Raw genomic sequence first — 11,394 nt, forward strand, 5'->3', positions numbered from 1 at the left:
GGGACATGGCCGATGGCGACCGAACCCGACCCCGACCGCCTGCGCGAGCTTGAGGCGCGGCTGTCGAAGGTGAAGGCGAAGGAAGCGCCGCCCAGGTCCGCCGCAGCCAGGGGTTTCTCGCAGGGCGAGCTGGCCTGGAGGATGGTGATCGAGCTGGCGACCGGCATCATGCTGGGGTCCGGCATCGGTTACGGGCTCGACGTGCTGTTCGGCACGCTGCCGGTCTTCCTGGTGATCTTCTCGCTCTTCGGCTTCGCGGCGGGCGTCAGGACGATGCTGGGCAGCGCGAGGGAACTGGGACGAAAGGCCGAACAGGCCGACAAGGAAGGGAACTGACGATGGCGACGGAAGAACACGGCAGCGGGCTTCAGATCCACCCGATGGATCAGTTCGTCGTCAAGCCGCTGTTCGGCGACGGTCCCATCGAATGGTACACGCCCACCAATGTCACGCTCTGGATGGGCATCGCGGTCGTTGCGATGATCGCGCTTCTGGTCCTGTCCACCCGCCGCCGCGCCATCGTCCCCTCGCGCGGGCAATCGGTGGCCGAACTGTTCTACGGCTTCATCCACAAGATGGTCGAGGACGTGGCCGGCCACGAAGGGCTGAAGTTCTTCCCCTATATCATGACGCTTTTCATGTTCGTCTTCCTGTCGAACATGCTCGGCCTGATCCCGATGTCCTTTACCACCACCTCGCACATCGCCGTCACGGCGGTGCTGGCGCTCCTGGTGTTCCTGACCGTCACCCTGGTCGGCCTCTACCGCAAGGGCCTGGGCTTCCTGTCGATGTTCTGGGTCTCCTCGGCGCCGCTGGTGCTGCGCCCGATCCTCGCGGTGATCGAACTGATCTCCTACTTCGTGCGGCCGCTCTCGCACTCCATCCGTCTTGGCGGCAACCTGATGGCGGGCCACGCCGTGATCAAGGTCTTTGCGGGCTTTGCCGGCGCCATGGGCATCGCCTCGGTCGTGCCGATCGCCGCCATCGCCGCGATCTACGGGCTGGAAACGCTCGTGGCCGCCGTTCAGGCCTACGTCTTCACCATTCTGACCTGCGTGTACCTGCGCGACGCCGTCGGCGACGCCCATCACTAGGTCCGGGTCCAACCATCCTCAGCATTCCATCCATAGGAGAGACATCATGGAAGGCGAACTCGCTCTGCTCGGCAAATACATCGGTGCCGGTCTGGCAACTATCGGCCTCGGCGGCGCCGGCATCGGCGTGGGCCACATCGCCGGCAACTTCCTCGCCGGCGCGCTGCGCAACCCCTCGGCCGCCCCCGGCCAGATGGCCAACCTCTTCGTCGGCATCGCCTTCGCGGAAGCTCTCGGGATCTTCTCGTTCCTGATCGCCCTTCTGCTGATGTTCGCCGTCTGATCTTTCTGCGCTGACATCCGGGCCGGGATGATCCCCGGCCCAGGTTCCACAGGAGAGACGACATGGCAACCGAAGCAACTGCCGAGGCGGGAAAGGCTGTGGGGATGCCCCAGCTCGACTTCTCGACCTGGCCGAACCAGATCTTCTGGCTTCTGGTCACGCTGGTCGTGATCTATTTCGTGCTGTCGCGCATCGCCCTGCCCCGCATCGGCGCGGTGCTGGCCGACCGGAAAAGCACGATCACCAACGACCTTGCCGCGGCCGAAGAGCTGAAGCAGAAAGCGGTCGAGGCCGAGAAATCCTACAACGAGGCGCTGGCCAACGCCCGGACCGAGGCCGCGAAGATCGTGGCCCAGGCCAGGGCCGAGATCCAGAAGGACCTCGATGCGGCCACCGCGAAGGCTGATGCCGAAATCGCGGCAAAGGCGGCGGAATCCGAGAAGACGATTGCCGAAATCCGCGACGGCGCCGCCCAGGCGGTATCCGAAGTGGCCCGTGATGTCGCGGCCGAACTGGTTGCCGCGCTTGGCGTCGGTGCAGATGCGAAAACCGTGACCGCGGCCGTTGCGGCCCGGCTGAAAGGGTAAGGCGATGAAGAAGCTCTCCATCCTCCTCGCTCTTCTCGCCTCGCCCGCGATGGCGGCCTCGGGCCCGTTCTTCTCGCTGCAGAACACGAACTTCGTCGTCCTGATCGCCTTCATCGCCTTCATCGGTATCCTGGTCTACATGAAGGTCCCGGCCAAGCTGACGGGCATGCTCGACGCCCGCGCCGCCGCCATCAAGGCCGAACTCGACGAGGCTCGCGCCCTGCGCGAGGAAGCCAAGTCGATCCTCGCCACCTACGAACGCCGGCAGAAGGAAGTCCAGGAACAGGCCGACCGCATCGTCAGCGCGGCCCGGGAGGAGGCACTCGCCGCCGCCGCCCAGGCGAAGGAGGATCTCAAGGCCTCGATCGCCCGCCGGATGGCGTCGGCCACCGAACAGATCGCCTCGGCCGAAGCCGCCGCGATCCGCCAGGTCCGGGAACAGGCCGTCGCGGTGGCCGTGGCCGCTGCCGGCGACGTGCTGTCCAAGCAGATGACCGCCGATGCCGTCTCGACTTCGATCGACGAGGCCATCGCCCAGGTCGAAGCGCGGCTGCACTAGGCCGACCCGGTCGAGACATGCGAACCGGCGGTCTCGCAAGGGGCCGCCGGTTCTGCTTTTCGGCGCCGCTCGTCGTGGGCCTCTTCGGCCCCTCCTCGCTGGAACCGCCCCCTCACGACGAGAAGCCGAAGGCGAACGAGGAGTTTTCTCGGCGAGAAGAAGCCGAAGGCGCGACGCAGGAGCCGTTCCTCAACCCCCCGCCCAGCGCAGCCCCGCCACCACGACCACCCCCAGCAGGGCCGCCGCCACGTCGCTGCGCAACACCAGCGTCAGCCCGACGACGGCGGTCAGCGCCAGCCCCTCGGCCAGCCCGCCCGCCTGCACCGCCAGCGCCGTGATCCCCGCCATCACCGCCAGGGGCGTGGCGCGCAAGGCCGCCTCGATGCGGGGCGTCACCGGCACAAAGCGCATCAGCATGAACCCCGCCACGCGGCAGAGGAAGGCCGCCGAGGCCATGACCGCCAGCAGGACCGGAAAGCTGTCCGTCATCGGTGCACCAGCGCCGCGACCGCAGCCCCCGCCAGCCCCGCAGCGATGATCGCGGGCGCCGGGCCGAACAGATGCGCCACGACCAGCGCCGTCCCCGCGCCCACCGCCACCGGCAGCAGGTCCGCCCGCGCCTTGACCATGGCCGTCATCATGCCGGCGGCAAAGCAGGCGAGCATCAGGTCGAAGCCCAGCGCCTCCGGCCTCGGCAACACGCTGACCGCACCCGCGCCCAGCGCCGTCCCCGCCAACCATCCCGCCGTGATCGGCGCCCCGGTGCCGGCAAGATAGGCCCGGTCCTCCTCTCCCGCGCGGACCTTGCGCATCGTCATCAGCCAGTTGGCATCGCCGAGGAGCAGCAGGCTGCCATAGGCCCGCACCGGCCCCGCCGACCAGAGCCAGGGCTGCAAGGCCGCCCCGAACAGCAGATACCGCGCGTTGATCACCAGGATCGTGGCAAACAGCGCCCAGAGCGTCGCCTCGCCGGTCTGGAGCAGGTTCACCGCCGCCAGCTGCGCGGAGCCGGAATAGATCGCCGCGCTGGTCGCCACGGCCTTGCCCACGCCGAACCCGGCCTGCGCCGCCACCAGCCCGAACCCCACCCCATAGGCGAAGATCGACAGCGCCAGCGGCACCCCGTCCCGCGCCCCGCGCCGGAAGCCGTCATATGAGAACAGCGCGCGGCTCACCGCCGCGTAGGGTGCGCTACAGCGCACCTTCCCCACCGTGCAAAGCGCACCACCGCATCCCCACCGTAGGGTGCGCTATGAGCCGCACCATCCGCACGTCCAACCCGCGCAACCGCATCACGCCCGGGACCACTCACGCCCCCCGCGCCGCCGCCCGCAACACCCGGTCCAGCACATCCAGAAACCGACTCCGGTCGGCCTTGGAAAACATCCTGCCCCCGCCCAGCCGGAACGGATCGGCCGAGCACAGGTCCTGCATCAGGTCCCGCGTCGCCAGCGCCATCCCGACATTGGCGGCCGTCAGCTCCTCGCCGTTGTACTTCACCACCTGCGCACCCCTTGCCACGCATTTCGCGGCGAGCGGTATATCCCCGGTGACGACCACATCCCCCGGCCCGCAGGCCTCGGCGATCCACTTGTCGGCCTCGTCCGGCCCCTGGCCCACGAAGACGCTCTCGACGAGCGGGTTCGCCGAGGGCCGGATCCCCCCGTTCGACACCACCACCATCCGCACCCTGTGGCGCGTGGCGACCGTCTCGGCCTCGGCCTTCACCGGGCATGCGTCCGCATCGATATACAGCGTCATGCGGCCCCCGAGGCGCCGTGGACAGGGGTTAAGGAACCCCTAACGGAAAATCGCAAGTTCTTGTTTCCAAATGAAACTCGGCGATTGTCCACCGTGGACACCTTCAGATCGCGGCCTTCCGCATCTCGTCCAGGTAGATCTCGCGCAGGCGCGTCGCCACCGGCCCCGGCTTGCCCGACCCGACCGGTTTGCCATCCACCTCCACGACCGGCATCACGAAGATCGAGGCCGCGGTGGAGAACGCCTCGTCCGCCTCCTGCGCCTCGGCCGGGGTGAACGGCCGCTCCTCCACCTCGAATTGGGCCTCGGCCGCGAAACGAAGGACCGCCGCCCGGGTGATCCCGTGCAGGATGTCGTTGCCCAGCGCCCGCGTGATGATCCGGTTCCCCTTCACGATATAGGCGTTGTTCGAGGTCCCTTCGGTCACCGCCCCCGCCTCGTCGGTGAACCAGCTGTCATCGACGCCGGCCTTCTTCGCCGCCATCTTCCCCATCGAGGGATACAGCAGCTGCACCGTCTTGATATCGACCCGGCTCCAGCGCAGGTCCGGGATCGTGATGACCCGGAACCCGGTCTTGGCCGCCGGAGCATCCGCCAGGTTCGGGATGTTCTGCGTGAAGGCCACCACCGTCCCCGGCACCGAGGCATCGGGGAACAGGAAGCTGCGGTCCCCCGGATTGCCCCGCGTGACCTGAAGATAGATCATCCCCTGGTTGATCCCGTTCCGCCGGACCAGCTCCCGATGCATCGCCAGCAGGTCGTCCGACGAGATCGGGCAGGTCATCTCCAGCTCCCGCAGCGACCGCTCCAGCCGCCGGATGTGCCCCTCGAAGTCGATCAGCTTGCCGTCCAGCACCGAGGTCACCTCATAGACGCCGTCGGCCATCAGGAACCCCCGGTCGAAGATCGAGACCTTGGCCTCGGTTTCGGGCAGGTAGTCGCCGTTCACATAGACAGTGCGGGTCATGGTCTATCCCCAGAGGTTGGCATCGGGCGGGTGGACCCCTTCGGCATCGTAGCGCAGGGGATACGGGCGGTCTTCGGCCAGAAGCAGCGGGCCGTCAAGATCTGTCCACGCCGCCCCCTGCGCCAGAAGCACCGCCGGAGCCATTGCCAGCGACGAGCCCACCATGCAGCCGACCATCACCGTGAACCCCATCCGCAGCGCGAGGTCGCGGGTGGCCAGCGCCTCGGTCAGCCCGCCGGTCTTGTCGAGCTTCAGGTTCACCGCGTCATAGCGGCCCTTGAGCCCCGCAAGACTGTCGCGGTCGTGGCAGCTTTCGTCGGCGCAGATCGGGACCGGGCGGGGGATCTCGGACAGCATCCCGTCCTGTCCGGCGGGCAGCGGCTGTTCGACCAGCGCAACCCCCAGCCGGAGGAGATGCGGGGCGAGGTCGGCATAGACCTCGGGCGTCCAGCCTTCGTTGGCATCGACGATGATCCGCGCGCGCGGGGCGCCGGCGCGGACGGCCTCGAGCCGGGGCATGTCGTCGGGTGTGCCGAGCTTGATCTTCAGCACCGGCCGGTGTGCGTTTGCCGCAGCCGCCGCCCGCATGAGGTCGGGCGGAGCCAGGGACAGGGTGAAGGCGGTGACAACCGGGCCGGGGGCGGGCAGGTTCGCAAGCTGCCAGACCGGCTTTCCGGCACGCTTGGCCGCAAGGTCCCACAGCGCGCAGTCCACCGCATTGCGCGCCGCGCCGGGTCCGAGCGCGGATTGCAGCGCCCTGCAGTCGATGCCCTCGGGCAGGCCTTCGATCTCGGCGCGGGCGCTGGCCAGGGTCTCGCCGTAGCGGGCATAGGGCACGCATTCCCCCCATCCGGCCTTGCCGCCGCGCGCGATGCGGACGGTCAGCACCTGCGCCTCGGTCTTGGACCCTCGGCTGATGGTGAAGGCCTGCGCGAGGCGGAACCTGTCTTCGGTGACGGAAATCATGGGGTCGCTCATCAAGCCTGCAGGCTTTCTTCGCTGCCGGCGCGCGGGACGCAAGCGAAGAAAGCCGCAGGGCTTGATGAGCGGCCGTTTTGCTGCAACTGCGAAATCGGGCTTGCGGTTGACCGCGCAAGAATATACCGCAGACGCATCATCCTGCGAAACATACTTTCCACAAGGCCCCACCCATGAGCTTCCGCCTGCAACCCCCCGCCCCCGCCCGTCCGAACCGCTGCCAGCTGTTCGGCCCCGGCTCGCGCCCCGAGCTGTTCGCCAAGATGGCGGCGAGTGCGGCGGATGTCATCAACCTGGATCTGGAGGATTCGGTCGCTCCGGCCGACAAGGCGCAGGCGCGGGCGAACATCATCAAGGCGATTTCCGAGGTGGACTGGGGCCGCAAGACGCTGTCGGTGCGGATCAACGGGCTCGACACCCCTTTCTGGTATCGCGATGTGGTGGACCTCCTGGAACAGGCGAGCGAGCGGCTCGACCAGATCATGATCCCGAAAGTCGGTTGCGCGGCGGATGTCTATGCGGTGGATGCGCTGGTCACCGCCTGCGAGGCGGCGGCCGGGCGGCAGAAGCGGATCAGTCTTGAGGTCATCATCGAGACGGCGGCGGGGATCGCCCATGTCGAGGAAATCGCGGCCTCGAGCCCCCGATTGCAGGCGATGAGCCTGGGCGCGGCGGACTTTGCCGCGAGCATGGGGATGCAGACCACCGGCATCGGCGGGACGCAGGAAAACTACTACATGCACCGCGAGGGGCAGAAATACTGGTCCGACCCCTGGCACTGGGCCCAGGCGGCGATCGTGGCGGCCTGCCGGACGCATGGCGTCTTGCCGGTGGACGGGCCCTTCGGGGACTTCAGCGACGAGGAGGGCTTCCGCGCCCAGGCGCGACGCTCGGCGACCCTGGGAATGGTCGGCAAATGGGCGATCCATCCCAAGCAGGTGGCGCTGGCCAACGAGGTGTTCACCCCCTCGGAAGCCGCCGTGCGCGAGGCGCGCGAGATCCTGGCGGCGATGGAGGCCGCGAAGGCCGCGGGCCAGGGCGCCGCGGTCTACAAGGGGCGGCTGGTGGACATCGCCAGCATGCGGCAGGCCGAGGTCATCGTGCGGCAGGCAGAACTGATCGGGGTCTGAGATACGTTTGACTCAACAAGAGGCGTCGCACGCCCCGATCTGCACCGACTGACGCATCAGCGATCAAAGCTGAATAGAAAGGCACCCTGCCCGTTCGCCAGTGCGGCTGCATGAACATTTGAGGGCTGAATACGAATGATCGCGCCCGAAGCGAGATCGTGCACTCTCCGGTTTGGCATGGGCTGCCCATCCACGAACGCTCCGTTCGTAGTCACCGAAACCTGGGCATCAGTGTCATTTCGTACGTCAACGGTCACGGCGATGTCGATTGGCCCCGAAGCAAAGAGTGTGACGTCATCAGGCAGTTCTGCCCTCAGGCGTTCCACGGCATCAAGGTCAAGATACAGGCCGACCATAACCGTGTCGTCAGCAAGACTGGTCCGCATCGACAGCGGTGGACCAGACTTGGTGTTCGCTGGGAGGACCGGTAGCGCTACCCTGAAATCTGCGAAGTTGTCGAAATTGCGCCGCGTGCATCCGATGAATGTCGCGCCTGCATATTCCGTGGCAAGCGCCTCGGCCAGAGATGGAGCGAGCTCCCTGCACTTTGTATCGCTGCCGGTTTCGATGCCGATTACACCGGTCATTGTAGCCGCTTTCCCATCAATGGCAGCCTGAGCCGCCTTGATGCTTCCTTCGCCAACATAGTCTGCCTTGCATCCCATCAATGCCGCGGCGGCCGCAAACATCAACTTGCGCATAGCTCCCCCATGCTTTCGCACTTCAACCCAAAGCCTAGACAGTCCGATGACAAGGTGTCCAGTCGCGACCGAGGGCAATTCCGCCCCCTTTGCATGAAGGCGTTCATCGTGGAGAACTACCCCTGTGAAGTGGCTAGGGAAGTAGATGAAGTGAGCATTGACTATGCTTCAGGATAGCCAGAACGTAGTCATCGAGATGCACAGCAGTGTAGCTGACAATTCTTCACGCCAACCACCGCCTCAGAACAGCTTGCCGCCGAGCGGCACCTCCTGGTCCGGGCCGATCAGCACCACCGCGCCCTCGGCGTCGGGCAGGCCCAGGACCAGCACCTCGGACAGGACCGGGCCGATCTGGCGCGGCGGGAAGTTGACCACGGCCAGCACCTGCCGACCGACGAGATCCTCGAGCCGGTAGTGTTTCGTGATCTGGGCCGAGGAGCGTTTCTCGCCGATCTCCGGCCCGAAATCGACCCAGAGCCTGTAGGCGGGCTTCCGCGCCTCGGGGAAGGGTTCGGCGCGGGTGATGCGGCCGACGCGGATGTCCACGCGGGCGAAGTCGTCGTAGGTGATGGTCATTTGCCGAGTTCCCGCCCCCTATCGGCGGCGGCCTTCACCGCCCGACGCATCAGGGCCGGGAAGCCCGACTCCGGGTCCATCAGCACCGCCAGCGCCGCCGCCGTGGTGCCACCGGGCGAGGTCACGTTGATGCGAAGCTGCGCGGCGCTTTCGGGGCTCTGATAGGCCAGTTCCCCCGCCCCGCAGACCGTGGCGCGGGCGAGTTGCATCGCCATCCCGGCGGGCAGGCCCTCGGCTTCCCCTGCGGCGGCGAGGGCTTCAATCAGGTGGAAGACATAGGCGGGGCCCGAGCCCGAGACGGCGGTAACCGCGTCGATCTGGTCCTCGGAAGCAAGGTCCACCACCTCGCCCACGGCGGCCATCAGGTCGCGCGCCAGGGCGAAATCGGCGTCCGACACATGGGAGTTGCGGCAGAGCGCGGTGATCCCCCTGCCGACCATCGCGGGCGTGTTCGGCATGGTGCGGACGATGGGGGTGCGGATGCCCAGCACATCCTCGAAGGTAGCGATCTTCGTTCCGGCGGCAATCGAGACGAACAGCGTCCTGCCGTTGCCGAGCGCCTGCAGGGCCGGCAGCGCCGCGCCCATCATCTGCGGCTTGACCGCCAGCACCGCCACGGCGGGCGCCGGCGGAACGCCCTTGTTCAGGTGAACGCCGGTGCCTTTCAGCCAGTCAGTCGGGTTCGGCTCGATCACCCAGACCGAGGCCGGCGGCACCCCGGCGGCCAGCCAGCCGGTCAACAGCGCCGTCCCCATCTTGCCGCAGCCCAGGAGCACCAGCCCCTCGCGGGTCACACGATCCAGGTTCATCCCATCCCCCTTTCGAACCGGGGGCAGGTTAGGCGCGGCCGTAGGCCTCGGCAATGGCAACCTTCATCGCCTCGGCCGGGGACTGGTCGCCCCAGGAGACGAGCTGGAAGGCCGGGTAGAACCGCTCCGAGGCGCTGACCGCGCTGGCGATCAGGCGGTCGATCTGTTCCGGCCCGGCCATCTGGCCGCCCGACAGCACCAGCCCGTAGCGCCAGACCATCAGCTTCTGTTCCGCCCACCAGGTGAAGGCGCCGGACCAGACCATATCGTTGCAGCGGTTCAGCACGTCGAGGAGGGCAGGCAGCTTTTCGGCGGGCGGGTCCATCTCGAAGGTGCAGATCAGGCGCAGGGTTTCGTCCTGGTCGCTCCACGCCAGGGTCAGGGAATAGGTGCGCCATTGCCCCTCGACCGCCATGGCGATCTGGTCGTCGGTCACGCGGTCGAATTCCCAGGCGTGGTGTTCGGCCAGGGTTTCGACGATGTCGATGGGGTGGAGATCCTCCATCACAGCGTAGTCTTCGGAAAGCGACATGCCCGGCCTCATCATGAAGCTTCTCGCGGGCCGAAACCCACTAGAAACTGGGTATCTGGCAAGGGTCTGCGTTTGCCTGACGAGGCCCTTACTAGATATGGTGGGACAGGAGCGAAAGCCTGTAAAGCGATTTCTTGCGAAAATAGCTGTGGAAAAGCGGATGTGGCGTGACATCAGAATCTGCACACTTTGACAACAGAGTTTGCAGCAAAACGATTTTCGATCGGTGGCTTCCAGAGGTGCATAGAGAGGGTTCTATCGCGCTTTGAAAGGTGCCTTGCCCCCATCCGTGAGCGATCAGAAGTTCGAGCCGATGACAACTGGAATGAAGCCCTGGCTCGGCCATGTCTCCTGGAGGCCACCAGGCCACTGGATGTGAAACAGACCGATGCAGCTCCTCCGTTCGACGGCCGTGTCAGTCGCCGTCCAGGCGTAAAACACAACCCCGTCGGTCGGGGCGAGTGTCACCATCTGGCCGTCGATCCGATAGCTGCCGTTCGCGATGATCGCCGGCGCATTATCAATGAATACCGCGTTCGCTGCCTCGTCGCGCAATGAGAACGTGACCCCGGTCGCCAGCGACAGATCGATGCCGAACTTGTAAGCAATCCAGGGACTGCGGTCGCCCCTGCGGATCGTGAACCTGGCAGCCATCACGAGATCTCCATGATTTGGCCCCTACGGACCGGGTTAAGAACCATGCCGGTGCGGGGCGGCTGCTCGAGCAGTATCCCGGCTCTCGGCCAACCGGCGGCAAATGCGAGATTGCCGGTGGAGTAGTCCGCCGCGCCTGCGATCGCTCCGATCGCACCGCCAGAAAGGTCAAGACCGCCCATTCCTGTGGCGGCCGCCCGGACGACTGCGCCCCCCGATCCGACCAGGCTCAGCCCGCCTACCGCCCGGCCTTCGGACAGGGCCATCCCGTCGCCGCTTCCGGAAAACTCCAACCCGCCACTGGCTTCGGCGATTGTTCGCGCTGCTCCATCCCCTTGGCCACTCAGGGCCAGCAACCCACCGGCTACACCGTCTGCGGTTGCCTCCGCGGTCCCCTCGCCAGCCAGCGATAGAGCGCCGGTCGTGGCTGCCCCGGCCGGGACAATGGCCGCGCCACTGCCGGAAAAGGGAAGCGCGCCAACCCCATCTCCCCGGACTGCGGCAGTGCCGGAGGATGTGCCTCCCAGCACAACCGTGCCTGCCGCCGCGCCCTGAGCTGGCACTTCAACGCCGGACCCGATGTCGAACACCGCCGGATCGAAGATGCTGTCATCGAACAGGGGCATCTGTCAGACTCCCGCGATCACAGCCCGTTCCGCATGTCAGTAGTCGCTTTCGATGTAGAGGCCCATGGTGGCAAACCCGATCACGGACGAGGTGCCGCCAACGCTGATGTATCCGTTGGGCGCCAGAAGTTGCGTAG

At 66.6% G+C, this 11,394-nt stretch carries 17 protein-coding genes; 6 read left to right on the forward strand and 11 right to left on the reverse strand.

Annotated elements, in window-relative coordinates:
* Positions 1-12 precede the first annotated feature (12 nt).
* The 5 genes from FL625_RS11180 (at position 13) to FL625_RS11200 (ending at position 2,523) form a co-directional block, all read left to right on the forward strand.
* Positions 13-336 (forward strand): AtpZ/AtpI family protein, encoded by a 324-nt coding sequence (locus tag FL625_RS11180; protein ID WP_149588751.1) that lies wholly within the window; start codon positions 13-15, stop codon positions 334-336.
* Between the two features lie 2 nt (positions 337-338).
* Entirely contained in the window at positions 339-1,094 is a 756-nt protein-coding gene (locus FL625_RS11185) for a F0F1 ATP synthase subunit A (RefSeq protein WP_149588752.1), read from the forward strand.
* A 46-nt stretch (positions 1,095-1,140) separates the two neighbouring features.
* Positions 1,141-1,377 (forward strand): F0F1 ATP synthase subunit C, encoded by a 237-nt coding sequence (locus FL625_RS11190; protein ID WP_135448301.1) that lies wholly within the window; start codon positions 1,141-1,143, stop codon positions 1,375-1,377.
* Positions 1,378-1,439: 62 nt separating this feature from the next.
* Complete coding sequence (locus FL625_RS11195; RefSeq protein WP_149588753.1) at positions 1,440-1,964, forward strand: F0F1 ATP synthase subunit B'; 525 nt, start codon at positions 1,440-1,442, stop codon at positions 1,962-1,964.
* Positions 1,965-1,968: 4 nt separating this feature from the next.
* Positions 1,969-2,523 carry a F0F1 ATP synthase subunit B gene (locus FL625_RS11200; RefSeq protein ID WP_149588754.1) on the forward strand — a complete coding sequence of 185 codons (555 nt, stop codon included), beginning with the start codon at positions 1,969-1,971 and terminating at the stop codon, positions 2,521-2,523.
* Positions 2,524-2,712: 189 nt separating this feature from the next.
* On the opposite strand, the gene FL625_RS11205 is transcribed toward FL625_RS11200, so the two are convergent.
* The 5 genes from FL625_RS11205 to dgcA form a co-directional block, all read right to left on the reverse strand.
* On the reverse strand, positions 2,713-3,012 hold the full coding sequence (locus FL625_RS11205; RefSeq protein ID WP_149588755.1) for an AzlD family protein: 300 nt from the start codon (positions 3,010-3,012) through the stop codon (positions 2,713-2,715).
* Complete coding sequence (locus tag FL625_RS11210) at positions 3,009-3,725, reverse strand: AzlC family ABC transporter permease (RefSeq protein WP_160147770.1); 717 nt, start codon at positions 3,723-3,725, stop codon at positions 3,009-3,011. The genes FL625_RS11205 and FL625_RS11210 overlap by 4 nt, the downstream gene beginning before the upstream one ends.
* A 106-nt stretch (positions 3,726-3,831) precedes the next feature.
* Entirely contained in the window at positions 3,832-4,284 is a 453-nt protein-coding gene (locus tag FL625_RS11215) for a YaiI/YqxD family protein (protein WP_149588757.1), read from the reverse strand.
* Positions 4,285-4,387: 103 nt separating this feature from the next.
* Positions 4,388-5,251, reverse strand: coding sequence for a D-amino-acid transaminase (locus tag FL625_RS11220; RefSeq protein WP_149588758.1), 864 nt, complete (start codon positions 5,249-5,251; stop codon positions 4,388-4,390).
* Between the two features lie 3 nt (positions 5,252-5,254).
* The gene (dgcA, locus tag FL625_RS11225) at positions 5,255-6,217 is read right to left on the reverse strand and encodes an N-acetyl-D-Glu racemase DgcA (RefSeq protein WP_149588776.1); all 963 of its coding nucleotides are present in this window, start codon (positions 6,215-6,217) and stop codon (positions 5,255-5,257) included.
* 185 nt (positions 6,218-6,402) lie between these two features.
* Between dgcA and FL625_RS11230 the strand changes: the two genes are divergently transcribed.
* Positions 6,403-7,359, forward strand: coding sequence for an L-malyl-CoA/beta-methylmalyl-CoA lyase (locus FL625_RS11230; RefSeq protein ID WP_149588759.1), 957 nt, complete (start codon positions 6,403-6,405; stop codon positions 7,357-7,359).
* 56 nt (positions 7,360-7,415) lie between these two features.
* On the opposite strand, the gene FL625_RS11235 is transcribed toward FL625_RS11230, so the two are convergent.
* The 6 genes from FL625_RS11235 to FL625_RS11260 all read right to left on the reverse strand — a co-directional run bounded on the left by FL625_RS11235 (position 7,416) and on the right by FL625_RS11260 (position 11,257).
* Entirely contained in the window at positions 7,416-8,060 is a 645-nt protein-coding gene (locus FL625_RS11235) for a DUF7424 family protein (RefSeq protein WP_149588760.1), read from the reverse strand.
* A gap of 240 nt (positions 8,061-8,300) precedes the next feature.
* The gene (locus FL625_RS11240; protein WP_149588761.1) at positions 8,301-8,636 is read right to left on the reverse strand and encodes a tRNA-binding protein; all 336 of its coding nucleotides are present in this window, start codon (positions 8,634-8,636) and stop codon (positions 8,301-8,303) included.
* The gene (gene proC / locus FL625_RS11245; protein ID WP_149588762.1) at positions 8,633-9,445 is read right to left on the reverse strand and encodes a pyrroline-5-carboxylate reductase; all 813 of its coding nucleotides are present in this window, start codon (positions 9,443-9,445) and stop codon (positions 8,633-8,635) included. The genes FL625_RS11240 and proC overlap by 4 nt, the downstream gene beginning before the upstream one ends.
* Positions 9,446-9,473: 28 nt before the next feature.
* Positions 9,474-9,977, reverse strand: coding sequence for a type III secretion system chaperone family protein (locus FL625_RS11250; RefSeq protein WP_200833936.1), 504 nt, complete (start codon positions 9,975-9,977; stop codon positions 9,474-9,476).
* Between the two features lie 297 nt (positions 9,978-10,274).
* Positions 10,275-10,631 carry a hypothetical protein gene (locus FL625_RS11255; RefSeq protein WP_149588764.1) on the reverse strand — a complete coding sequence of 119 codons (357 nt, stop codon included), beginning with the start codon at positions 10,629-10,631 and terminating at the stop codon, positions 10,275-10,277.
* The gene (locus FL625_RS11260; RefSeq protein WP_149588765.1) at positions 10,631-11,257 is read right to left on the reverse strand and encodes a hypothetical protein; all 627 of its coding nucleotides are present in this window, start codon (positions 11,255-11,257) and stop codon (positions 10,631-10,633) included. Before FL625_RS11260 ends, FL625_RS11255 begins: the two co-directional genes overlap by 1 nt.
* Positions 11,258-11,394 lie beyond the last annotated feature (137 nt).

It is taken from the genome of Tabrizicola flagellatus, assembly GCF_008271465.1.
Taxonomy (GTDB): Bacteria; Pseudomonadota; Alphaproteobacteria; order Rhodobacterales; family Rhodobacteraceae; genus Tabrizicola; species Tabrizicola flagellata.